The sequence below is a fragment of the Candidatus Vallotia laricis genome (assembly GCF_020541325.1).
Lineage (GTDB): Bacteria > Pseudomonadota > Gammaproteobacteria > Burkholderiales > Burkholderiaceae > Mycetohabitans > Mycetohabitans laricis.
In genome coordinates, this window is record NZ_CP047399.1 from 369,459 (window position 1) to 395,328 (window position 25,870).

Annotated in this window: 18 protein-coding genes, 2 tRNA genes and 1 pseudogene; 15 read left to right on the forward strand and 6 right to left on the reverse strand. The window is 43.7% G+C overall.

Annotated features, from left to right (window positions below):
* Positions 1–92: 92 nt before the first annotated feature.
* The 6 genes from GKR41_RS01490 to GKR41_RS01515 all read right to left on the reverse strand — a co-directional run bounded on the left by GKR41_RS01490 (position 93) and on the right by GKR41_RS01515 (position 8,748).
* A tRNA-Met gene (locus tag GKR41_RS01490) sits at positions 93–169 on the reverse strand.
* A gap of 545 nt (positions 170–714) precedes the next feature.
* Entirely contained in the window at positions 715–2,181 is a 1,467-nt protein-coding gene (rng, locus tag GKR41_RS01495) for a ribonuclease G (protein ID WP_226810100.1), read from the reverse strand.
* Positions 2,182–3,288: 1,107 nt separating this feature from the next.
* Positions 3,289–3,957: a nicotinate-nucleotide adenylyltransferase gene (locus tag GKR41_RS01500; RefSeq protein ID WP_239024478.1), complete on the reverse strand. Its 669-nt coding sequence runs from the start codon at positions 3,955–3,957 to the stop codon at positions 3,289–3,291.
* 522 nt (positions 3,958–4,479) lie between these two features.
* The gene (purD, locus tag GKR41_RS01505) at positions 4,480–5,757 is read right to left on the reverse strand and encodes a phosphoribosylamine--glycine ligase (RefSeq protein ID WP_226810102.1); all 1,278 of its coding nucleotides are present in this window, start codon (positions 5,755–5,757) and stop codon (positions 4,480–4,482) included.
* A 41-nt stretch (positions 5,758–5,798) separates the two neighbouring features.
* Positions 5,799–6,527, reverse strand: coding sequence for a YebC/PmpR family DNA-binding transcriptional regulator (locus GKR41_RS01510; RefSeq protein ID WP_226810103.1), 729 nt, complete (start codon positions 6,525–6,527; stop codon positions 5,799–5,801).
* Between the two features lie 1,675 nt (positions 6,528–8,202).
* Positions 8,203–8,748: an LOG family protein gene (locus tag GKR41_RS01515; RefSeq protein WP_226810219.1), complete on the reverse strand. Its 546-nt coding sequence runs from the start codon at positions 8,746–8,748 to the stop codon at positions 8,203–8,205.
* A 1,695-nt stretch (positions 8,749–10,443) separates the two neighbouring features.
* Here GKR41_RS01515 and GKR41_RS01520 point away from each other — a divergent pair.
* From GKR41_RS01520 to GKR41_RS01590, 15 genes and pseudogenes are all read left to right on the forward strand, one after another.
* Complete coding sequence (locus GKR41_RS01520) at positions 10,444–12,213, forward strand: acetolactate synthase 3 catalytic subunit (RefSeq protein WP_226810104.1); 1,770 nt, start codon at positions 10,444–10,446, stop codon at positions 12,211–12,213.
* A 69-nt stretch (positions 12,214–12,282) separates the two neighbouring features.
* Positions 12,283–12,774 (forward strand): acetolactate synthase small subunit, encoded by a 492-nt coding sequence (gene ilvN, locus GKR41_RS01525; RefSeq protein WP_226810105.1) that lies wholly within the window; start codon positions 12,283–12,285, stop codon positions 12,772–12,774.
* Between the two features lie 80 nt (positions 12,775–12,854).
* Positions 12,855–13,871 carry a ketol-acid reductoisomerase gene (gene ilvC, locus GKR41_RS01530; RefSeq protein ID WP_226810106.1) on the forward strand — a complete coding sequence of 339 codons (1,017 nt, stop codon included), beginning with the start codon at positions 12,855–12,857 and terminating at the stop codon, positions 13,869–13,871.
* 119 nt (positions 13,872–13,990) lie between these two features.
* The gene (locus GKR41_RS01535) at positions 13,991–14,629 is read left to right on the forward strand and encodes a phosphatidylserine decarboxylase (RefSeq protein ID WP_226810107.1); all 639 of its coding nucleotides are present in this window, start codon (positions 13,991–13,993) and stop codon (positions 14,627–14,629) included.
* Between the two features lie 19 nt (positions 14,630–14,648).
* Positions 14,649–15,500 (forward strand): annotated as a pseudogene (pssA, locus tag GKR41_RS01540) (CDP-diacylglycerol--serine O-phosphatidyltransferase); the annotation flags it as partial.
* Positions 15,501–15,876: 376 nt separating this feature from the next.
* Complete coding sequence (locus tag GKR41_RS01545) at positions 15,877–17,421, forward strand: 2-isopropylmalate synthase (RefSeq protein WP_226810109.1); 1,545 nt, start codon at positions 15,877–15,879, stop codon at positions 17,419–17,421.
* A gap of 1,358 nt (positions 17,422–18,779) precedes the next feature.
* Positions 18,780–19,049 carry a 30S ribosomal protein S15 gene (gene rpsO / locus GKR41_RS01550; protein ID WP_226810220.1) on the forward strand — a complete coding sequence of 90 codons (270 nt, stop codon included), beginning with the start codon at positions 18,780–18,782 and terminating at the stop codon, positions 19,047–19,049.
* Between the two features lie 254 nt (positions 19,050–19,303).
* A complete protein-coding gene (gene pnp / locus GKR41_RS01555) occupies positions 19,304–21,448 on the forward strand; it encodes a polyribonucleotide nucleotidyltransferase (protein ID WP_226810110.1) in 2,145 nt (714 codons plus the stop codon).
* Between the two features lie 110 nt (positions 21,449–21,558).
* Complete coding sequence (locus GKR41_RS01560; RefSeq protein WP_226810111.1) at positions 21,559–22,563, forward strand: NAD(P)H-quinone oxidoreductase; 1,005 nt, start codon at positions 21,559–21,561, stop codon at positions 22,561–22,563.
* 105 nt (positions 22,564–22,668) lie between these two features.
* On the forward strand, positions 22,669–23,460 hold the full coding sequence (gene tpiA, locus GKR41_RS01565; RefSeq protein ID WP_226810112.1) for a triose-phosphate isomerase: 792 nt from the start codon (positions 22,669–22,671) through the stop codon (positions 23,458–23,460).
* Positions 23,457–23,867, forward strand: a complete 411-nt coding sequence (gene secG, locus GKR41_RS01570) for a preprotein translocase subunit SecG (RefSeq protein ID WP_226810113.1) — start codon at positions 23,457–23,459, stop codon at positions 23,865–23,867. Before tpiA ends, secG begins: the two co-directional genes overlap by 4 nt.
* Positions 23,868–24,029: 162 nt before the next feature.
* Positions 24,030–24,114: transfer RNA gene (locus GKR41_RS01575), tRNA-Leu, on the forward strand.
* A 162-nt stretch (positions 24,115–24,276) separates the two neighbouring features.
* A complete protein-coding gene (gene ndhC / locus GKR41_RS01580) occupies positions 24,277–24,642 on the forward strand; it encodes an NADH-quinone oxidoreductase subunit A (protein WP_226810114.1) in 366 nt (121 codons plus the stop codon).
* A gap of 56 nt (positions 24,643–24,698) precedes the next feature.
* The gene (locus GKR41_RS01585) at positions 24,699–25,178 is read left to right on the forward strand and encodes a NuoB/complex I 20 kDa subunit family protein (protein ID WP_226810115.1); all 480 of its coding nucleotides are present in this window, start codon (positions 24,699–24,701) and stop codon (positions 25,176–25,178) included.
* 14 nt (positions 25,179–25,192) lie between these two features.
* Positions 25,193–25,795: an NADH-quinone oxidoreductase subunit C gene (locus tag GKR41_RS01590; RefSeq protein WP_226810116.1), complete on the forward strand. Its 603-nt coding sequence runs from the start codon at positions 25,193–25,195 to the stop codon at positions 25,793–25,795.
* Positions 25,796–25,870 lie beyond the last annotated feature (75 nt).

The window sequence follows — 25,870 nt, forward strand, 5'->3', positions numbered from 1 at the left end:
AGTTTAAACAAAATTATTAATTCCTACCCTAGATAGGAATATCTGCGATTAGGAGCTTTGATAGGTGTTTTCCAATTGTTTTTTATAAGTTTTGGTTGCGGGGGCAGGATTTGAACCTACGACCTTCGGGTTATGAGCCCGACGAGCTGCCAGACTGCTCCACCCCGCGCCATAAAGTTCATTATATTAAAGTCTATTGACTAGGTCAATAGTTATTATTGTTGTTATCATATATGTGACGGTGAAGAGTAACTCGCCTGCTTTAAATTTCCCTTGTCTTAGGATAAAACTTAAAATCTGTATAGTCACACTCCTTCCTACGTTTCCGCTAGTTGTGACCTGCCCAGGCTGGTAGTAATGTTATGAGCACTTATTTAATACGCTAAGAAGTCAAAGTAAGCACTGATTTTAGAATCTTAGTACAGATACCAACGGTAGAAATTTATATTTCAGGGTAGACGGTTAGTAAGTATTTACTCCACAGTCTAATATGCATCTGTAGTACAAGTACTATTGCCTTATACTTTTGTTTAGTTTATTAGAGCTCGAGATTGATCTGGAATTATTAGATATTTTATCGTAGACCATTCTACCTTATATTATTACTGGTTGAGAAAAACAATAAACAAAATTTATCAGAAGCTTTCGGTACCAATAGCGATAGAATCTGCCCATATTTTATGTATACAGATCACTTATGCTAAGGTATATTTCCTATATTAGAACGATTTCATACTGTTCTTGGCTTAAATTCGATTCGATATGTAGTGACACTGGTTTTCCGATAAAGTCACGAAGTAATGCTAGATATTGCGATTCCTCCTTAAGGAGGAGATTAACTACTTTCTGTGTTGCTACAATATGGAATTCGCTAACATTAGCCTGCCTAGACTTGAGTAAGATGTCACGAAGAATATCGTAGCATACCGTGCGAGCTGTTTGTACCTGTCCTTTTCCTTGACACACTAAGCATGGTTCACATAGTAAATGTGTGAGCGATTCACGAGTACGCTTTCGGGTCATCTCAACTAGACCAAGTTGAGAAAAACTATTAACGGTAACGCGTGTTCTATCCCGGCTAAGTGCTGTTTTTAATTCGACAAGCACTGCATCTCGATGCTTAGCATTTCCCATATCGATAAAATCGATAATAATAATTCCGCCTAGGTTACGCAGTCGCAATTGCCGTGCAATCGCATAAGCGGCTTCATAATTAGTTTTAAAAATTGTGTCATCAAAGTTACGTGTACCGACGTAGCCTCCAGTATTAACATCGATCGTTGTCATAGCCTCAGTCTGATCAATCATGAGGTATCCACCAGACTTTAAGTCAACGCGGCGGGATAGCGCACGCAGGATCTCAGTTTCGATGTTATACATATCGAATAGCGAGCGTTCGCCAGAATAGTAATGTAGCTTAGCGACGACAGTCGACATAAATTCATTTGCAAACTTGACTAGCATTCTCAAGGTCTCATAAGAGTCAATCTGAATCCATACCGTGTTATCGTTAACAAAATCGCGTAATACCCGTTGTGATAGGTTGAGGTCTTGGTATAGCAATGTCGGTGGCATCTGCGTTACCTGATCCTGAATTGTGGACCATGTTTTTCGCAGGTAAGTAATGTCGTTCAAGAGCTCTGTACTAGACGCATACTCGGCAATCGTACGTACAATATAGCCGCCTTTTTCGTCTATAGGAAGAACGGATGTCAGACGAGCACGGATCGCTGCACGTTTGGTTTCGCTCTCAATCTTCTGCGAAATTCCGAGATACGGCTCTTGTGGTAAATAAACAAGTGTTCGACCAGCAATACTAATCCGGGTAGAAAGACGAGCGCCTTTCGTGCTAATCGGATCTTTAACTACTTGAACCAACAACGTTTGCCCCTCGCATACAATTTTTTCAATCGGTTTTTGCGGCATACTAACTGACTCATCCGGCGTAATCCGCGGGTGCCAAATATCAGCTACGTGCAGAAAAGCGGCGCGTTCTAGCCCAATATCAACAAATGCCGATTGCATACCGGGCAATACCCGAATAACTTTACCGAGATAGATATTACCAACGCGGCCACGTGATAGCTGTCTCTCGATATAAAGCTCTTGCACCGCACCTTGCTGGACGATAGCAACACGAGTTTCCTGTGGGGTGACGTTGATCAGAATTTCTTCAGTCATTATTTATTAGAACGTCACAGGGATTGCGCGCAGCAACATAAAAAGGATAGAACAATGATGCCTAAATAAGACTTGTCAATATTCCTAATAAATTCAGAGTCCTAGTCAGGATGCCGTGCTTTGCTTTTTATAAAAGCAAAGCACGCTACCTATTATAAGTAGAAGATGTATCGAGTTTGCTCACGATAAGTATCGTGCTTTGCAAATAGAGTGAGAGAATTCCGCTAGCATAAAGATCTAGCATATCTGCATGTAATTAGTATTCTTGTACTCGATATTTCGCTACTAAATGTATAGAGTATGCACGGATAACCCCCAATGGGACTAGTACTTGTTTGTATCAGGCAATAATTAGCTGATTATGTATATATGGGAACCTATTTTTTAGCAAGTATCATGCACTGAATATGAAGTTAAGGGGTATTTACCCCGGTCGTGGTATCTTTAAAAGATCTTAGCAAATAAGAGTTTGGAGTGTATGCAGATTTTCTGCTCCGACTAGTGTCTCCCATGTACGAAAAAATTTTCTTTTAAAGAACTGCAGTAGTAGATTCTATCTAGAGCTACTTGATATAAGCTGTTTAGCTATTATTAATCTTTTTTCTAGGCGTGCAGCACACTTCCTTAGTTTGTAAGCTAGAAGCAGTACAAAACAGTACTTTAGCGAGTATGCTGTATGTATTATGTATGATCTAGACTCAATTCTAGCTCAATCTAGCGTAGATGTATAATTATGACAATCAAGGTGATAAGGTATTGTAGTTATAACTTTAGCTGCAGCTATCGTACACATCGATTGGGGTTTATTTTGAGCTAATAGGTCAGCTTATGTGCGCTGCACAATACAGACAATTTCGAGATAGTAGTATAAATTAGCATTTAATTACGATGTTTCTGACTGTGATGCTAACAATGTTATGACTATTTCTCGATCTTATCGTAGTCGCTTTTAAAGCAAAAGCCTCATTACTAATTGATGGTAATTTTATAAAAAACTAATATGGTAAAAAGCCTACTTATATTGACAATATTGAAGACGTACAGTCTGCTTCCGGATTTGCTCAAGTAGATTACTACAAAAGCATTGAAATTTTTAGTTGTTGATATTCAAGGCCGATAAAGATGATGTTGGTAAATATACCGACATATTGTGTCCGGCACGTTAGAAACCTCTTGAAAGCGACTACCCGTCCGTTCTCGCAGAGAGTGACGCACATCCGTTGATGAAATATCTATGGATAATGTAGTATCGAGCAAAACATGGCCATGAGTTGTTGAACGTAGCATATCTGCCGATCCACTACGATGTTCAATTTCATCTAGCACCATAGTATCTGCATGCGACAGGTCGAAGCTAGGACGCGCTGCAATACCAATGTGAGCTAATTCGAATAGTCTCCACCAGTTTTTCCAGGTGTGTAGACGAACCAACTGGTCAGCCCCAATCAAAAGCGTTAGCGATGCCGAGGTGCCATAATACTTGCGCCATTTCGATAGTGTCTGAGTTGTATACGATGGGCCGGGATGATAGATTTCATCGGTAGACACAATTACTCGTGTAGTAGGTAACACAAGTACCGCTGCTAGGCAGGTCATCGCGAGCCGATGCCGAGCAGCCGATACATTGCTCTTTTGCCACGGCTGCCCCGCTGGCAATAGTACAAGTTTAGTGAATCCAAGACATTGATCAAACTGGCGTGCAACCGCTAGGTGACCTATATGAATAGGATCGAATGTACCGCCTAGGATACCAATCCGGGTAGACAAAAGAGGCATATTATTCGTAACGCTAACATTCACAGTACTAGGTTTAGAAGACGATATGCCCCATGAAAAAATGCAACAAAAGAACATATTCTAGACCTAGCCGGATACAACTAAGAATTATAATAAAGTTAAATATTGAGCGATTTGGCGTCTTGATATTGATCATATCAACATACCGTTAATATGACGGATGAATCCTCCTCTAAAAAGAATTAACATTATGTGAGCTTAGTTGGTTTACTACTTTATAAGTAAAACGGAACACTAAGCGCAGAAATTATATTGCACTCGACGCATAATCCCATGGAAATAAGCTTCAATACCGTTTAGCTCACTAGAAGACGACGCCATTCCGCACTAGAGCGGATCAGCAATATAAAAGCTGTACTGTAAATAGTAGCTATAGTGTAAGTGGCAGTCTTATACTAGCGAAAGATCTATGAATCGCATGTAGCTATGAAGCGAACAACACGTTCGCCAAATATAAAACGAGAGATGGGAATGAAACCTTCATAGATAACCGATTATGAGTCAATTTCCGGAGTGTAAGGCACGATAACCGATATCACGGCGATACTGCATACCATCAAATTGAATACTATTAATTGCCTCATAGGCAATTAACTGAGCCTCGCGTACTGAGTTTGCCAATCCAACCACGCATAGTACGCGCCCGCCTGAGGTAACTAATTTACCATTGACTATTGCGGTTCCTGCATGGAATATAATAAGAGTTTCGGTCTGTGCTGGAATACTATAGATATAGTCCCCCTTGCGTGGAGAATATGGATACTGATGCGCTGCAAGTACAACCCCCACTGCCGTACGCTGATCCCATTCTGGTTGGGTAGTAGCGTCTAGTGTTCCTGTGAGTGCATGCTCAATAATACTAGCAAAGTCACTTTTTAGCCGTGCCATGATTGACTGTGTTTCTGGGTCACCCATGCGACAATTAAACTCAAGTGTTTTCGGGTTACCCTGCGGATCGATCATCAACCCAGCATATAAAAAACCGGTATAGTGTATGCCTTCTTGCTCCATAGCACGGACAGTTGGTAAGATAATTTCATGCATAACGCGAGTATGTAACTGCGGCGTGATAATGGGTGCCTGCGAGTAGGCACCCATTCCACCGGTATTTGGACCTTGGTCGCCGTCCAGCAACCGCTTATGATCTTGACTCGACGCTAGCGCAAGCACATGCTTTCCATCGACCATTACGATAAAGCTAGCTTCCTCGCCATGCAAATATTCTTCGATAATTACACATGCTCCTGCACTACCGAGCTTATTTTCGGAAAGCATCATCTCAATTGCACAGTGTGCTTCATTTATCGTTTGCGCAACTATAACGCCTTTGCCAGACGCGAGTCCATCCGCTTTGATCACAATCGGCGCACCTTTCTCTTGAATATATGAGTGTGCTAAGTCTGCGTCGGAGAACGTCTTGTATTCGGCAGTTGGAATACCGTAGCACTTCATTAATGTCTTCGCGAAGTTTTTTGAGCTTTCAAGCCGAGTTGCTTCGCGAGTTGGACCAAAGATTTTTAGGCTGCGCGAGCGAAATAGATTCACAATACCTGCTGCAAGTGGTGCCTCCGGCCCAACTACAGTAAATGCGATATTCTTCTGCTCGGCGAAGTCGGCTAGTGCATTAAGATCAGTAATATCGACGTTGTACAGGCGCTCTTGTAGAGCTGTTCCGCCATTGCCTGGCGCTATGTAGACCCCGGTGACCCGGGGAGATTGGGCAAGTTTCCACCCGAGTGCATGCTCACGACCGCCGGATCCGACGACTAATATCTTCATGGAAATCTCTCACAGAATGAAGAAATCTTCTATACGGGTTGTTATTGATCTGCAATATCTGCATTCGTATAAATCTCCTGAACATCGTCAAGGTTTTCCAGTACGCTAAGTAATTTTTGAAGTTTAACCACGTCGTCTCCGATAACCTTGATCTTAGTTTGAGGTTTCATTGTTATCCCTGACAATACTGCCCTAAAATCTCTACTCTTAAGCGCATTCCTGACTTGGATAAAATTATTTGGCGGACAGATTATTTCAATACCGCCGTTAATATTAGTTGTTACGTCATCAGCATTAGCTTCAAGCACAGCCTCCATGAGTTCGTCTTCAGATATACCTGGCAAGAATAGGAATTGGCCAACATGGTTAAACAGAAACGAGACTGAACCGTCGGTCCCCAGATTGCCGCCATGCTTGGAAAGAGCGTGGCGCACTTCTGCAACGGTACGAGTGCGATTATCGGTGATTGTGTCAATAATAATCGCTACACCCCCGATTCCATACCCTTCGTAGCGAACTTCTTCGTAGTTTGAGCTTTCGATGAAACCTATACCACGCTGGATAGCACGATTAACATTATCTTTTGGCATGTTAACGTCTGCTGCCTTGTCGATCGCTAATCGTAGGCGCGGGTTTAATCCTGCGTCGCCGCCGCCAAGCCTCGCAGAAACGGTAATTTCCTTGATTAATCGTGTCCAAACATTGCTGCGCTTAGCATCTACTGCGGCTTTTTTATGCCTAATATTAGCCCATTTTGAATGACCAGCCATGATAATTTCTCCGATGGAGCACGCTAGTGCGCATCATTGATTAATATATCTACATTGTGGAAAACTATGGCTCACTCATGCGAGCAACAACAATCAGATTGTGTCAGAAAACAGCATGTTTTTATCATGCTGGCTGCACCTATAAGAGATACGCATATAATACAATTCAGCTTTATATTATGATTCGATTTCAACTACTTCTAGCTATGTTTCCAACTCGATTTAATCCCCTCAGGTTCGACTCTAAGTTTTTCTGTGAAGAACACCGACTGGCTTTATAAGCTTCACTAGAAGATCGATCTATACTTTGTATAGGGAGGGCACTCTTGCATAGCGCCAGCCGAACAGTATACTAATATTATGTTTTCACAGACAGATCTCCAGATAACGCCAGAACTGTTCTCTGGGCAAGAGAATTAATACAATATGTACGATAAAAGCTTAATATAAAGAAGCTTCAAGTTCAGCTAATTTGATAGATAAATGCACTAGTTTAGATCGATTTACTATGTTGGTATCCAAAATAAAATTATTTGTTAAGGTTCGCGGGATTCTGAGGTTTTCTATACAGTTGCCCTCCCAGGGAGCCACTGTATAGAACTGGTTAGCATTGTAGCCGATTCGGCTGTGGCGTCATTAATACTAGGTAAACCTGCTGCTACCTATGTGATATAAATCTAGTGGGAAAGCGCGTCTGGCGTAAAATTGACTAATGTAAGCTATCTTGGATAGAAATCCGAAATCTCTCCAAGAATCCAAGAAAATTGCTGCGATTAGCATATCGTCGTCTATATGCAACCCCCCCCTGATATAAAATATACTATTTCTAATAGCTGTGTTGCGGGGCAAAGGCTAAGGATTCCGGGACGGATAGAAAACATTAAGCTTCACCTAAATCAGCGGTAGTGATGTATGCAACTAAGGATTTACGCAGACGTTTATCTGTACATACTAGGATTAGTGGAGTTAATCAAGTGTAGATGAAGTTATTACTTTGCCTTCTTGTGTTAGGCAATGGCGGTATGGGAGTCTTGTTTGTGCTGCTACCTACATGGGAACTCATAACCTAACAAGACGACTCCAAATTATCGCCTGTAATTCCACTAGGTTTTAATTACATTGATTTTGACTACTGCTAATTGCAGCCGTGACATTCTTATTAGGCAAATGTGGATATGTCTGAAGTTCGTATCTTCCAGACTAATAAAACGAGGCAAAATATAATATCGTCATTATCTTGCTTCGACATTAATGTTTATATTATACGGTATGAATACCGTAGCGATATAGCTGTACCAGGCATATTAATGCTAAATATATATACCTTTAATTAAATTACAAACGCATTAAGCAGTAGCCATGTTACTATCTATAGGATCTACACAACGTGTTTGTTATATCTAGTGCGGATAGAAACGTGGATCGACGATATTAAATAGAGCTTCCCATATACGCACACGTATTAGTAATATTACTATATCTTGATTACAATAATCGTGGGGAAAATAGAAAATAGATAGAGAAAATTCTTGGTAACTTGTTGAGACCACTATAGTAGACTGGGGGCATATTATTTAAACGTCTTTCGCAACTATCCTATATGTATATATGCTGGATAGATAACAGCAAGTTACTCTGTAGCTAAATCAGATTTTTTAATTATCAATTATACCTATCAATTAGATATAATTTTCATCGAGTCCAGCAGTTCGTCAACATCCTCTTTTACTTGAAGAAGTTTGATGTGTTCGTGTCGCACGAAGCCTTCATTACCAGAATAGTACAACATTTCTAGTAGCGGATTGTAATATCCAGCGACGTTAAGCAAGCCTACTGGTTTTTTATGGTATCCGAGTTGCGCCCATGTGTAAATCTCGAATAATTCTTCGAATGTACCAGTGCCGCCGGGCAGAGCGACAAAAGCGTCGCTTAAGTCAGCCATCATTCTCTTTCGCTCATGCATATTTTCGACAATATACAACTTAGTCAAGCTACGATGACAGATATTTTTCTCAATCAGTAGTTGAGGAATCACGCCAATCACATGACCCCCTGCTTGCAACACGGCATCTGCAATCTCCCCCATTAAGCCAAGCTGACTCCCACCATAAACTAGCGTGATACCTAAGCGTACAAGAGCAAGCCCAAATGCCCGTGCCGCTTGCTGATATTCATCCCGACAACCAATAGCCGAGCCGCAGTATACGCACACTGAACTAATTATCTTACCTCTTTGGGCGTTTCGTCTCAGTTTTACCTGCATCGCATCATCATATCTCGTCCGCATCGTTGTGCGGCCTTAGGAATATTGTTAAATCGGGAACTATACGTTTATTAATGTTAATAATTATTTAAATTTTCGATTAGATAATCTAAACATTAGCAATAGCGTATATAAGTCTAGTTTTGGCAATTTGTCCCAGATCTCTTGCATTTCATGCAAGTTTATCAAAAACTGATGCTATACAATGAATTATCGGTAGTACTTTGCTTAAAGTGAGCCCGTAATATTTGATATGATTGCACGTTGCGTCATTATTTCAGTCCCAAATAGGGTACAGTAGGCAACATACTTAAACAATCAGCCGCGCAGTTCTTCTACGATCGCTGCTAGCGAGTGGCGTCGTAGATATTGGGTGCACTAAAAATTTTCGATAAAAGTTAGAGATTTAGCCAGTGTGTAAGACGAGGCAGTTATATTTTATAGTGTCCGCTCTGTTTATCGAAAGCCTCGACTATTCTCCTTAAATAGATCAATCAGTTTTGGCCGATTTTTGTCGAAACAGTACCAGTGACCTAATTATTAGCAAAAACCGGCAAACATAGTACCACACAGTAGCGCTCAGCATTACTCCGGAGGTAGTTTCGATGTCGCGCAGCATGGGCATACAAGTAACACGTTTACATCGCGTGATAATAAGAAGACACAAGGATTAGAACTCAAGCAGTAAAGCTTGAGTTCTGCTCAGTATAAAACTGCCCAAAAGTCACAAGATATTTTTATATTGCGCCTAAAATAATATAGGTGCCGTGCACTTACGGTTATAGTGGTGAGCTAGTAGCTGAATAAAGCACTAGAGGCGTTAGAGATATGGCTCTAGAGAATAAAATATTTCAGAAATATGCTATAGAGATAGAACACTAACGCGTAGCGCACTGTAGTAGCGCCGGTATGCTCGCGCTCACCCGGTCTTTTGTGCTACGCTTATCTGTTAGCAGTATTCTAAGTGTGGTCTGGGTAGGCGCTTTCTCGTGGGTACAGTTTGTGCTTTAATTCATTAAATCATTCCCTAATACGCTCTCCATGTTTTTCACGCCGTGCTCGGTGCATCTGTACTGAAAGCTTCTTAGATAACTGATAATTTTCACGCTTGACATGCGTGATATCGACAACTCATCGAGTACTAATTACTTTATTTCAAGTGCTGGACTCATAGTGTGGCTCTTTTACTTCCGACGTACGCTAGCCACACCCGTAGTACGATGATGCATGAAAATGCAACTGGTCCCACTCTCTCAGTCAAGAGAGCTATATCGCATCCGGAAATTTTCAAGCTGTGCGCAGAGAGGGGAGTATTTTTTTGTTTAATGCTGCCCTCATGAAATTATTTAGTGCAATGGGAGCGACACAGGGGGTGAGCTCCCGATCTATCTGGCTTTATTGAAGTTATTCCAACATACGGAAAGGTTAAAATACCGAGAATTCGGGCAGAAAAGCCCCATAGAAAGCCGGCATTCTTTCTTGATCCTTGTTGCGTGATTCGATAAATGATATCGTCGCGGGACGATGTGATTGCCTCAATGAGGCGACGTTCAAGAACTTGCATTTTCTCTAAAAGGCGCCGCTCAAACCCGAGCCACAAGCCCGGTAGAAAGCCCCCGATCAATTTTTTGCCGAAAATTCGAAAGGTGAATAATGAATATGACAAGCGCAAAATGCTCTACGTCAAACACCCCCCCTCCTACTGAAGCTGAAACTGGCTCCATTGGCGCGACTGTGTTAATGCGCTCACTCGCTGATGAAAATGTCAGATTTATTTGGGGATATCCTGGCGGTTCAGTGCTTTACATCTATGATGAACTATATAAGCAAGATAAAATTCAGCACATTTTAGTGCGTCACGAGCAAGCCGCAGTACACGCTTCGGATGCTTATGCACGCTCAACCGGCAATGTTGGCGTTTGTTTAGTGACTTCTGGTCCTGGTGTGACAAACGCTGTGACCGGCATTGCCACTGCATATATGGATTCAATTCCAATGGTGGTTATCAGCGGTCAGGTTCCAACGACAGCGATTGGCCAAGACGCTTTCCAGGAGTGTGACGCCGTGGGAATTACGCGGCCATGTGTAAAGCATAGCTTTCTTGTGAAGGATGTCTATGAACTCGCCGCAACAGTCAAAAAAGCGTTTTATATTGCCAGGAGCGGTCGCCCTGGACCGGTGTTAATCGATATCCCGAAAGATATCTCGAGAGCACCATGTCAATACGAGCATGTTAAAAACATTGCACTACGTTCCTATAATCCAGTCACGAAAGGTCATTCGGGCCAAATTCGCAAGGCAGTCGCGCTGTTGCTCTCTGCGAGGCGCCCATATATCTATACTGGGGGGGGCGTTATTTTAGCAGAAGCCTCGAGCGAGTTAAACCAGTTTTCAGATTTACTCGGTTACCCAGTGACTAATACTCTAATGGGCCTTGGCGGCTATCGCGCAACAGATCGCAAATTCCTCGGCATGTTAGGTATGCATGGAACGTATGAGGCTAACATGACAATGCAACACTGCGATGTGTTAATAGCGATTGGCGTTCGATTTGACGACCGTGTTATTGGTGACCCAGCACATTTTGCGAGTACGCCTCGAAAGATTATCCATATTGATATCGATCCATCATCAATTTCCAAGCGAGTTAAAGTCGATATTCCAATTGTAGGTGACATTAAAGAAGTGCTTAAAGAATTAATCGAGCAGTTGCACATCGCTCCACACGGCCCAGATAGCGTTGCATTAAGCATATGGTGGCGGCAGATTGAGGAGTGGCGTGCCCGCAATTGCTTAAAATACGATCGCGGCAGCGAGATTATTAAGCCTCAGTACGTTATTGAGAAGCTTCATGAGTTGACAAGTGGCAATGCATTTGTATGCTCAGATGTCGGACAACATCAGATGTGGGCCGCGCAGTTCTATCGCTTTGATAAACCTCGTCGCTGGATCAATTCCGGGGGGCTTGGGTCAATGGGCTTCGGATTGCCAGCTGCGATGGGTGTAAAAATGGCGCATCGTGATGCCGATGTGATTTGCATTACTGGTGAGGGCTCTATTCAGATGTGCATCCAAGAGCTCTCTACGTGTAAGCAGTATGAGACGCCCATCAAGATTATCTCTCTGAATAATCGCTACCTAGGTATGGTTCGACAATGGCAACAAATTGAATATAACAAGCGCTATTCGAATTCATATATGGATGCTCTCCCAGACTTTGTAAAGCTTGCCGAAGCATATGGCCATGTTGGTTTGCGCATAGAGCGCTCCCTAGATGTTGAGCCAGCGTTGAAAGAAGCGTTACGGCTAAAAGAGCGTACTGTATTTCTCGATTTCCAGACCGACCCGACTGAGAACGTCTGGCCGATGGTGCAGGCCGGCAAAGGTATCACTGAGATGCTATTTAGCGCAGAGGACCTCTGATGACGCAAGCGTCTATGCCTGAAAAACTATGCGGGATGTAGGGATATCGAAACCTAAAAGAGAAACAAGATGCGATATATTATTTCTGTGCTTCTGGAGAACTCACCTGGTGCATTATCTAGAGTAGTCGGCTTATTCTCAGCGCGTGGCCACAATATTGAGACCCTAACTGTCGCTCCGACCGAAGACCGTTCTCTGTCGCGTATGACAATCATAACAATTGGCTCGGACGAGGTAGTTCAACAGATCACGAAGCATTTAAACCGTCTGATCGAGGTGATAAAAGTAATCAACTTAACTGAGGGAGCGCATATTGAGCGCGAGCTAATGTTGATAAAAGTGCGGGCAGTTGGTAAAGAAAGAGATGAGATGAAAAGAATGTCAGACATCTTCCGCGGCCGCATTATTAATGTTACCGAAAAGACCTATACGATCGAATTAACGGGGGCTAGTGAAAAACTTGATGCATTTATCTCGGGGATTGATGCTACAGCAATCCTAGAGGTAGTGCGAACAGGCGGATCGTGTATCGGACACGGCGAACGGATCCTCAAGATTTAACTTGCCTTAATGCCGCTATTTGAAGCGTAATACAAGATCAATAAATACCGAATTGAAACAACAGTCCTCAAGGAAAACATATGAAAGTTTATTATGATAAAGATGCTGATCTCTCGCTAATCAAGGGTAAGCAAGTGACTATTATCGGCTACGGTTCGCAGGGACACGCACACTCTCAGAACTTACGCGATAGCGGTGTGGACGTGACCGTAGGTCTACGTCGAGACGGTGCTTCGTGGGCGAAAGCTGAGACTGCTGGTTTACGTGTGAAGGAAGTAGCTCAATCGGTAAATGGTGCTGATGTCGTGATGATGCTTCTTCCAGACGAGCAGATTGCTGACGTCTATAAGCGAGATGTGCATGGGCAAATCAAAAAAGGCGCAGCGCTCGCATTTGCGCATGGATTCAACATACATTATGGCCAAGTGATACCTCGTACTGACCTCGACCTGATTATGATTGCCCCAAAAGCTCCAGGACATACAGTGCGCCACACCTATACCCAGGGTAGTGGTGTACCGCATTTAGTCGCAGTTGGTCAAGATCAGTCTGGCACAGCAAGGAACATTGCGCTGTCCTATGCCGTGGCTAACGGCGGTGGTCGTGCGGGCATTATTGAGACAAACTTTCGGGAGGAAACTGAGACAGATCTATTTGGAGAACAGGCCGTACTATGTGGAGGCGCGGTTGAGTTGATCAAGGCTGGCTTTGAAACGCTAGTTGAAGCGGGCTATGCGCCTGAGATGGCGTACTTTGAATGCTTGCACGAGTTAAAGCTGATTGTCGATCTTATCTATGAGGGTGGCATTGCAAATATGAACTATTCCATCTCAAACAACGCAGAGTATGGAGAGTACGCAACTGGTCCGCGCCTGATCACCGACGAGACAAAGAAAGTTATGAAAGACGTATTGCGTGATATCCAGACTGGAGAGTACGCAAAAAACTTTATTCTTGAGCATCGCGTTGGCGCACCAACCCTACAAGCGCGTCGGCGCCTAACAGGGGAGCACCAAATTGAGATAGTTGGTTCGAAACTACGCGCAATGATGCCCTGGATTGCGAAAAACAAGCTAGTTGATCAATCAAAGAACTAAATAGTGACTTCTCTATATAGAGACGATTGCGCATATATTATGGGGTGTGTCGTGCCCGTCCGTATCGCGGGCACGATCAGGGTAATATCCCCCTTCTTCTTAGAACCGGCGTTCCCTATATGACTTATCCTCACCCGATTATTGCTCGTGAAGGTTGGCCTTTTATCGCGTTTGCATTCTTCGCAGCGCTACTAATTCATTCGTTTATGGGTTTTGGCTGGGCATGGCCTTTCTGGCTACTGAACCTATTAGTTATACAGTTTTTTTGGGATCCTCAGCGTCCGGTACCGCAGCAGCCAAATGTAGTACTATGCCCGGCTGATGGGCGGATTATAAAAGTCGAAAATGCACATGATCCATACGCAAACCGAGACGCGCTGAAAATTAGTGTGTTTATGAGCGTGTTTAATGTTCATTCGCAGCGCTCCCCAATTGACGGTTCAGTGATTGATATTAAATATTTTCCGGGTGCTTATTTAAGAGCGGCAATCGACAAAGCATCGCTAGAAAACGAGCGAAACGCTATTATCCTACAGTCTCCAGACAATCATATCATCACCTCCGTTCAAGTAGCTGGATATCTTGCTCGGCGTATACTCTGTTACGTGAGTACGGGCGAGAATCTCGCCCGTGGGCAGCGTTATGGATTTATCCGATTTGGCTCTCGTGTAGATGTTTATCTACCATTAGGTAGTAAGCCAAGAGTGTCGATTGGTGAGAAGACGCAGGCGTCAACAACGATTTTGGCTGAGCTTTAAGCATCGCGAGGAGTGCTTGATGACTCGTTTCAAACTGCGAGGCCCCGATGTAGAAAGGCTTCGACCGGAGAGGCTATTCCGGCATAACCGCACAGTACAGGAGCGGATAGCGCGACGTAGTTTGCGAATAGCTCGCCAACAATTATTGCGCAAACGCAGCGTCTACCTTTTGCCTAATGCATTTACAACTGCTGCATTGTTTTGCGGTTTTTTCTCTGTCGTTCAAGCGATGAACGTACGATTTGAAATCGCTGCTATCGCGATCTTCGTCGCCATGGTTTTGGATGGTATGGACGGCCGTGTTGCGCGTATGACGCATACACAAAGTGCGTTCGGCGAGCAGTTCGATAGTCTATCTGACATGGTATCTTTTGGTGTTGCTCCATCATTAGTGATGTATGAATGGGCGCTTAAGGACCTCGGCCGTTTGGGGTGGATAGCCTCGTTTATCTACTGTGCTGGCGCTGCGCTGCGCTTAGCGCGCTTCAATACAAATATTAGCGTACTAAATAATCGCTATTTTCAGGGTCTACCCAGTCCTGCTGCCGCAGCACTAGTAGCGGGTTTTCTATGGCTAGCAACCGATAATCGAGTGCCACTTAAGCATGAATGCCTACTTTGGGTTGCGTTTAGCTTGACGATCTACGCCGGCGTTACTATGGTCTCTAATGCGCCTTTTTACAGCGGCAAAGCGCTGGACATCCGACATCGAGTACCATTTACAGCAGTACTGTTAGTTGTAGTTGCATTTGTTCTAATTTCCTCCGATCCCCCGCTGATTCTATTCTGCTTGTTCATATTATACGGCCTGTCCGGGTATGCACTATGGATATGGCAAGCTATATCGCATAAGCTCAATCTAAGCAGGTCCGATATAGCTAAGCTAGGTAGCTATGAACACCTTACCAACCAGGAGTCAGATAGGGGGCGCACACTAGAAAGATCTTTTTCGAAAAAGCATATTATAAACGGGGGTAGGGGATAATAAGCGGTATACGGATGAGTGGTTATAGTAATAGACTACTCACCGATAGTGCAGTTAAGCCTCGTTGTACTTTGGCTAAATTGACGCTATAGTCGTCTGAATAAATATGGCTGCAAGGCTTCACCATCTCTGACGGTTAGCGCATCTATCGCGCCGAATTGATTTCGACCTCACTTAGTTTCTCCTATTTGGCGTTACTTTCGTTGGTGCCGACAGATAATGTTGTTGCTTACCCACCACTGATTCGAGTCCGGAGACTGACATGGCAGATAAGTTGATCATATTCGATACGACATTACGTGATGGCGAGCAATCGCCGGGTGCTTCGATGAGGAAGGAAGAAAAAATCCGAATTGCGCGACAACTTGAGCGTATGAAAGTAGATGTAATCGAGGCAGGCTTCGCGGCTAGTTCGCATGGGGATTTCGACGCGATTCAAACAATTGCTTCGCAGGTTAAAGATAGCGTAGTCTGTTCTCTAGCACGCGCTAATAATAAAGATATCACGTGTGCAGCTGAGGCGCTGAAGCCGGCCGGGCATTTTAGGATTCATACCTTTATTGCGACGTCGGCACTGCATATGGAAAAGAAGTTGCGTATGACGCCAAAGCAGGTATATGAACAAGCACGTCTTGCAGTGCGTTTTGCCAGACGGTTTACGGATGATATCGAGTTTTCATCTGAGGATGGTAGCCGCTCAGATATAGATTTTCTATGCCGAGTACTCGAAGTAGTGATCAAAGAGGGTGCGACTACCATTAATATTCCGGATACTGTTGGCTATGCAGTACCGGATGGCTATGCGGCGTTGATTCGGGGGATTCGGGAACGAATACCAAATTCAGATAAGGCGGTGTTCTCAGTGCATTGCCACAATGATTTGGGCATGGCGGTTGCGAACTCGCTAGCGGCGGTGAGGCTGGGCGGAGCACGGCAGATTGAGTGCACCGTAAACGGTCTTGGAGAGCGCGCTGGAAACACTGCACTAGAAGAGGTAGTAATGGCAGTAAAGACCCGCCGCGATTACTTTGGGTTAGAAGTGCGTATTGATACGACGCAAATTGTTCCTACCTCTAAGCTGGTGTCTCAGACGACAGGTTTCGTAGTGCAACCAAATAAAGCTGTGGTAGGAGCTAACGCATTTGCGCATACATCAGGAATTCATCAAGATGGAGTACTTAAGGCACGGGATACGTACGAGATAATGCGCGCAGAAGATGTGGGCTGGAACGCAAATAAAATTGTGCTTGGTAAGCTGTCAGGCCGAAATGCTTTCAAACAGCGTCTGCAGGAATTAAGGGTAGTATTAGATAGTGAGGCAGAACTAAATAGCGCTTTCGCGCGCTTTAAAGAACTAGCCGATCGCAAAGCGGAGATTTTCGATGAGGATATTTTATCAATTCTTAGCCAGGAAGCGAATGCCGTTCTTGATCATGAGACCTATCGATTTGTCTCTTTGTCGCAACATTCGGAAACTGGTGAGCGACCGCCCGCAAAGGTAGTATTTGCTATCAATGGTAGCGAGACAATCGGCGAGGCGTACGGGAATGGACCGGTTGATGCAACACTGCATGCAATCGAGTCTCGAATTAATAGTGGTGCAGAATTAATACTGTATTCAGTTAATGCGATTACGACAGGCACGCAGGCGCAAGGCGAGGTGACTGTTCGCCTATCTAAAGCGGGGCGTATCGTCAATGGCGTTGGCACCGACCTAGATATCGTGGCTGCTTCTGCAAAGGCTTATATTGCGGCGCTTAATAAGCTTAGTTCAAGCTCTGAAAGGCTTAACCCACAATGCTCGTAAGTCGTCCTCTGACACACCCATCTACCTCTATCTGCTGCTATGAGTACCTTGGATGGACGCCCTAGGTACCAGAGCGTACGTTACAAATAAGAGAGGAACGCTGACTTTTTTGATGACCAAAGTGGAAGTAATGCCTATAGTATTTGGCATCACTATCTACGTAATAATAGACTGTGCATTTCCGATTTATTCTAACCTTGTTCAAGCGTACTTAAATATTTTTTTATCTACTTTTAATCTTCATTTTGTGAAATTTTCTGTCCTACATTGCCAATCAAGTCTCCATAATTTTCTTGTACTAACGTACGTTAATCTTTATAGCAGTTTTCATTCACTAGATAAGTTGTCTACGCTTACTGCTTTCCTCTAAAATAGAAATTTATATATTTTGTGAGATATATTTTTTGCAAAATGACCTACGCTGTACAATCTGAATTGCTATAGTCGGCTAATATAAAACACTAATCTAAATCATGTAGCATTAGCATAGCTAAATCGATAGTAACTTATGTCTATCGCATATGCTTTATGTAAATAATGCGGTTGAATATGTTGATAACCCAATCAAAATTTTTTTATTTGACAATAATTAAAAAGAGAGGAATTTTGCTACAAGAAAAGATGCTAATCTACAATCAATGATTGAATATAATGGGGGGGGCTTAAATAAGCGATAAGTCACCTAGATGGGTATAGATAAAGAAAATGGAATAGATTTGAAGCTGGCGCGAAGCTCTTAGCTATAGGTGCACAGCGTAAATGTAAGTTGTACGCTATGCGTATTAGGTGGTGGTAGTGCTTATATACTATAATCATGGTATTATGATGTTGATTAAATCTTTCCAAGAATTTTCGAAATAAATGAAACAATCAGAATACCCTGAGTTCTACAGTCAATCCTATTATTCATTATTGACTAATTACTTATTAGTCATATAGATATTAAATGAACATTTAACTAAGCTAACACAAAGTTAGTATCTTAAAAGATTTACTTACTTTCTAGTCTGGAAAATTTGATAGTTTTCTAACTACACAGTAGCTTAATAAGAACCATAGAGGTAGTAGATTGACTAAACTTTAAGTGCTCAAGTAGTTTCTCGCTACATAGCACACATTAGCAGGTTCTAATCCGAAGTTTTACGTTGTTACCAAGTTACACTTTTGGCAATATCGGTTTAGATTGCAGAGTACGCAAATATAAGCAGTACAGATGCGCTGTATTCCACGCAGCACTCAAGCGCAGTATTCAGTCAATACATAGCTTAGTCTAGGCTATGTTAGAATTAGAGCCTTTCTATAAATACACGGCACGGCCTTTCTTCTGTGACCGCCTGTTGACTACAATAAAGAAAATTATGTCTGTAGAAAATATTAATAAATCGAAAATTATCGCGCAATTTGCTAGTGGCACGAATGACACAGGTTCCACGGAAGTGCAAGTTGCGTTGCTCACGAGCCGTATTAACGAATTAACGGTGCATTTCAAGGCTCATATGAAGGATTACCACAGCCGTCGCGGTCTTCTGCGCATGGTGAGCCGCCGCCGCAAGCTGCTTGATTATCTCAAGGCTAAGGATGCCAATCGCTATCGTATTCTGATTCAGAAGCTGGGTCTACGCAAGTAAGCATATTGATGAAAGATCTCTGCCTGCATCGGGTAACCTGATGCAGGCATTTTATTTAGCGTTTCTATAACGCGTTCCGTACGCCCTCGTGCGACCGTCTGGCAACAAGACAGAGTCTTATGTTATTCCTTGGTAGCAGGGTTTTGCTATCTCGCCTAAATAATAATACTCCCCTGTTTTCAGCGTCTGACAGCGGTTAAGGAACGGTCGATAGACTAGCCGCGTATAAGCGCGGTGTCTTGAAGGAATAAAAAATGTTTAATAAGATTATTAAAGAATTTCAGTGGGGTCAGCATAAGTTCCGCCTGGAAACAGGCGAGATCGCTCGTCAAGCAAGCGGCGCAGTTCTTGTTAATGTTGAGGATACCGTCGTGCTTGCGACAGTGGTGGCGACTAGAGAAGCCAAGTCAGAACAAAACTTTTTTCCACTGACAGTAGATTATATCGAGAAGACATATGCAGCTGGTAAGATTCCAGGCAGCTTCTTTCGTCGAGAAGGCCGCCCCTCCGAGAGCGAGACGATGATTGCTCGGCTAATCGACCGCCCGTTGCGTCCGCTGTTCCCGGAGGGATTCTATAATGAAGTGCAGGTAGTAATCCATGTTCTATCAATTAATCCAGATATTCCAGCGGATATTCCATCAATGATTGGTGCATCAGCAGCGTTAGCGATCTCTGGTATTCCATTCAATGGACCAATCGGCGCGTCGCGAGTCGCTTATATCGATAGTCAATTTGTACTTAATCCAACGCGTTTGCAGCTTAACGAATCGAAGCTAGATTTAGTAGTTGCAGGCACCGAGTGCGCTGTGCTCATGGTTGAGTCTGAAGCAGATCAGTTGCCAGAGGAAGTAATGCTGAACGCGGTTATGTTTGGGCATAGGCAAATGCAGGTAGCAATAGATGCAATCCATGACCTTGTTAGAGAAGGGGGTAAACCTACATGGGATTGGCGTCCAGAGCTGCAGAACCAAGCAATAATTGCAAGCGTGACAGAGTTAGCTCTAACTAAGTTAGAGGCGGCATATCAGATACCACAGAAACAACAACGTTCAGCCAAACTAAAAGAAATATATGCATCTGTTAGAGAGAAACTGGCCGAATATACCTGGATGGCTAGCACTAATGTCGAGATAGTCGATCGAATCTTATTCGATCTTGAGGCGAAGATCGTTCGTGGTCAGATCTTGAGTGGTGAACCACGTATTGACGGCCGCGACACACGCACCGTGCGTCCGATTGAAATCCGGACCGGGATATTGCCACGCACACACGGCTCAGCACTGTTTAGTCGGGGTGAAACTCAAGCACTGGTAGTAGCTACTCTGGGTACGAGGGGTGATGAGCAAATAATCGATGCAATTGAGGGCGAATATCGTGAACGGTTTATATTACACTATAATATGCCACCATTCGCGACCGGAGAAATAGGTCGCGTTGGATCGCCGAAGCGCCGAGAGATCGGTCACGGGCGGCTTGCTAAGCGCGCGCTTGCTTCATGTCTAGTGAGCGATAATGAGTTTAGTTATACGATTCGGGTTGTATCTGAGATTACTGAGTCGAATGGCTCATCATCGATGGCCTCCGTGTGTGGCGCCTCTTTAGCGCTGATGGACGCAGGTGTACCTATGAAGGCTCACGTAGCAGGCATTGCGATGGGACTAATCCTGGAGGGCAATAAGTTCGCGGTATTAACTGATATCCTGGGCGATGAAGATCATCTTGGCGATATGGACTTTAAAGTGGCAGGTACCGCACAAGGTATTACCGCGCTGCAGATGGATATAAAAATACAGGGCATTACGAAAGAAATTATGCAAGTCGCCCTTGCGCAAGCGAAAGAAGGGCGCTTGCATATCCTAGATAAGATGATTTCGGTAGTACCGTCGACAAATACACAGTTGTCGCAGTTCGCGCCGCGGATGATCGCAATCAAAATTAATCCGGAAAAGATTCGCGATGTAATCGGAAAGGGTGGTTCGGTAATCCGTATGCTTACAGAGGAAACTAAAACAACGATTGATATCTCTGACGACGGTATTGTAACTATCTCCAGCACAAGCTCCGAGGGACTAGCCGAGGCAAAAAAACGAATTGAGAATATCGCAGCAGAAGTAGAAGTCGGCCAAATCTATGAAGGTGCAATCTTGAAACTTTTAGATTTTGGTGCAATCGTGAATATTCTGCCAGGCCGTGATGGACTACTGCATATTTCTGAGATTGCAAACGAGCGGATTAAGGATATTAATGATTATCTAAAAGAGGGTCAGCACATAAAAGTTAAAGTGATCCAGACCGATGAGAAAGGCCGCATACGATTATCTGCAAAAGCCTTGCTTAATGAAGTTCCAACGCCATTACCTAGAGCGCCCGTGATATCCCCGGAAAATCTAGGTTAACTAACTACAAGGTAATAGGTAGATTCATAGAGCCGGAGTGTTATATGCACTACCGGCTGTTTTTTATTAACCCTCTTTCGTCAACTAACAATTATTCTAAATTATTCCGTATGAAAGCGATCGAGATTACAGAATATGGTCCCCCTAATGTATTAAAAGTCACTGAACGCCCGATACCAGTACTCGAGCCCGGAGAAGTGCTAATTAAGGTTGCGGCATCCGGCGTGAATCGATCAGACATTTTTCAACGAAAAGGCAATTATCTAGTACCACCAGGAACCTCAGACATTCCCGGACTGGAAATTTCCGGCCAAATCGTTGATGGTGCCCTGGAGAGTGTCAGTAATCCGTTTAGCCTGAAGAATGGGCAACGCGTATGTGCTTTAACGCAAGGCGGCGGATACGCCGAGTATGCAACCGCGCCCCTTGTGCAGTGTTTACCCATACCAGTAGGATTATCAGATATTCAAGCTGCGTCATTGCCGGAGACGTTTTTTACCGTTTGGAGTAATGTATTCGATCGTGGTCGCCTTAGTACAGATGATAGTGGTAATAAAGAGACCTTATTAGTACAGGGCGGTTCCAGTGGAATTGGTGTAACAGCGATTCAGATGGCGCATGCGTTTGGTCATCCTGTATTTGCTACGGCCGGTAATGCACAAAAATGCGCCGCATGTGAATCTCTAGGAGCTAAGCGAGGGATTAACTACAAAACAGAGGACTTTGTTTCTGTTGTAAAGTCACTAACTCATAGCCGCGGAGTCGACGTAATCTTAGATATGGTGGGCGGCACATATGTAGACCGAGAGTTAAGTTTGCTGGCTGATGGCGGTCGTATATTGCTGATCGCCCTTTTAGGGGGTGGTAAAGCGCAGATTAACCTAAGCGAGGTATTGTGCCGCAGCTTAATATTAACTGGATCGATGCTTCGTCCACAACCGGCAGCTTTAAAAGCTGCCGTTGCTACGAAATTATACGAGCAAGTGTGGCCGCTAATCGAGCAAGGTGTGATCAAAACAGTAATTCATCGGGTGTTTCTAGCTGAGAATGCCGCCTCAGCGCATACGATGATGGAGATGGGAGAAAACATCGGGAAAATCGTACTTACCTGGTAAAAATAGTAGGTTGATTGCTATCTGAACTATTCAGTATTTCAGTATAATTTACGTATCCTAGCAATTTTTATTGACTAACACTTGCGAGTTACAGGTACAAAACGTATGTTGCATAAACAACGATCAAAACTTGTAGTTGGGAACTGGAAGATGCACGGATGCCTCTCCAGAAATGATGCTCTGCTACACGTATTAGCGCAACGCGAAGCAACCCTAGGACCGAAAGTGCAGCTCGCGGTATGTGTACCGTATCCATATCTCGCCCAAGCCCAGATGCGGCTTACAAGAACGTCAATCGCATATGGAGTACAGGATGTATCTGCGTATACGCATGGCGCGTATACGGGCGAGGTTTCTGCTCCGATGGTCGCTGAGTTTGGTGCGACGCTAGCGATTATCGGTCACTCTGAACGTCGTATATTTCATGCGGAATCCTCTATATTAGTGGCAGCGAAAGCACAACGCGCTCTCGAGGCTGGTATTACACCGATTATTTGTGTCGGCGAAACACTAGATGAGCGGCAGTCTGGTCAGACTAACAGCGTTGTACACACGCAGCTTAATGCTGTACTTAACGTGCTAGATAAAGCTGATGCGGCGAGACTAATTATCGCATACGAGCCGTTTTGGGCTATTGGTACGGGTCAAACCCCAACTCTACAACAGGTGCAGCCAGTTTATGCTGCGATACGAGCTCAACTTATGGAAAAAGTAGATATATGTGTACCACTTTTATATGGGGGTAGTCTTAGGCCAGAGAATGCGCTGAAATTATTTTCTCAATCAGAGATTGATGGTGCTTTAATTGGTGCCGCATCACTATCCTCTAGCGATTTTCTTAAGATCGCTTCGGCTGCTAGCGAGGCACCATCCGATAATTTAGGTTATTCTAAATGATGCACTTCTTATTTCTGAAGACATTCATTATCGTGGTGCAGATTCTGTCTGCGCTGGTCGTAATTGGGCTTGTCTTGCTGCAACACGGTAAAGCCGCTGATATGGGTGTGGGGTTTAGTGGCGGAGCTTCGGGCAGTTTATTTGGCGCTAGCGGCTCAGTCGACTTCCTCTCGCGCACAACAGCGATTTTTGCTACTGTGTTCTTTACTAGCACGCTTTTTATAAGCATTCTAAGTGGTAGCTGTCCCTCAAAGATGCATAGAAAAGCTTTGTGGAGCGGTGAGGTGCCACTAGCAAAAATTGCCTCGAAAGAGAATATAGTACCGACACCTGGTACCGAGACGATTAGCGCCATCGAGGTACCCTCCAGAACCGCGTCTACATTGCAGTTTAATGTGCCAAAATAATATGAGATTAGTAGGATTATAGCGCATAGAAAAACGTACTTTTACACGTTGAACAAAAAACTTAACCCGGTTACAATTAAGAAATTAAGACATCAAGTATCTTTGCGGTAACAGTGGTAATAACAAGCTAACGTTACAACTATCCTCACATATTATAATAGTGCCGATATGGTGAAATTGGTAGACACGCTACCTTGAGGGGGTAGTGGCGAAAGCCGTGTGAGTTCGAGTCTCATTATCGGCACCAGCGTTATCTAATGCCAGCCGCTTGCATTTATGCTTCGGGTGGCATTAATTTTTAGTGCCGTTTTGTCATAATGCTTAAGTTTTTAATACCGGGTATCCTTGCAGAATCCCACTTAGATGCAGCCATCTATCCAGTCAATATCTATCAACCAATTGATAAAAAATGCTCTTAAATCTTGCTGCCTATTTCCCTGTTCTGCTATTTCTTCTTATTGGCCTTGGTTTAGGGGGGGGGTTAGTTAGTCTTGGTAAGCTTCTTGGTCCGAGAAAGCCAGACATTCATAAAAATTCTCCATATGAGTGTGGTTTTGAAGCATTCGGAGATGCGCGAATGAAGTTCGATGTGCGCTATTATTTAGTGGCTATTCTTTTTATCGTTTTTGATTTGGAGACAGCTTTTTTATTTCCCTGGGGGGTTGCGTTACGCGATATTGGTTGGTCGGGTTTCATCGCAATGATGATTTTCCTACTTGAGTTTATGTTAGGCTTTGCGTATATCTGGAGACGCGGTGGGTTAAGCTGGGAATAAGTGTAAGTCGTTCCTTAATATCGAGCCTCAGAATTACCGCCCGCCTGGAGTTAAAAATGAGTATCGAAGGGATGCTAAATAAAGGCTTTATTACTACGACAGCTGATAAGCTTATCAACTGGACAAGGACCGGTTCATTATGGCCAATAACTTTTGGACTTGCCTGCTGTGCCGTTGAGATGATGCATGCCGGTGCTGCACGCTATGACTTAGATCGTTTCGGTGTTGTATTCCGACCAAGTCCGCGTCAGTCTGATGTGATGATAGTGGCCGGTACGCTCTGCAATAAAATGGCACCTGCGCTCCGCAAGATTTATGACCAGATGGCTGAGCCGCGTTGGGTAATCTCTATGGGATCATGCGCGAATGGGGGCGGTTATTATCACTACTCATATTCAGTTGTACGAGGATGTGATCGGATTGTACCGGTTGATATATACGTACCCGGTTGTCCTCCAACTGCTGAGGCGCTTGTGTATGGGGTCATGCAGTTGCAGGCAAAAATTCGGCGCACTAATACCATTGCCCGGAACTAATGCAGAATTTTAATATGAAAAGCAAACTTGAAATATTAAAAGAAAACCTCGACAAAGCATTTGGCAAAAAACTAGAAAGCATGCGCGAGTCGCTCGGGCAGTTGACTATTGTTATTGCCGCCAATAATCTACTTGACCTTGCGACCCAGTTGAGAAATGATCAGACACTTGGCTTCGAGCAATTAATCGACCTATGTGGTATTGATTATTCGAGATACAGAAATGGTAGATATGATGGTCCACGCTTTGCCGTAGTATCGCATTTATTATCGATTAGTAATAACTGGCGCCTACGTGTTCGGGTATTCGCGCCGCATGATGATATGCCAATTTTGCCATCGCTGATTAAAATATGGAATTCAGTAAACTGGTATGAGCGTGAGGCGTTCGATTTATACGGAATCATATTCGAAGGTCATCCTGACCTTCGTCGTATTCTCACTGACTATGGTTTTATCGGCCACCCATTCCGAAAAGATTTTCCGCTGTCTGGCTATGTCGAAATGCAATATGACTCAGAAAAAAAACGCGTCGTTTACCAACCTGTCTCTATTGAATCACGTGAGATTACGCCGCGCGTAATTCGCGAAGATCGCTATGGTGGCCTTAAGCATTAATAACCCAATAAACAGGCTACAAATCTTTTTCGAAAGCGAAAAAAGGTTTTTTCGAGTCGCTTAATTTCTAGTAGG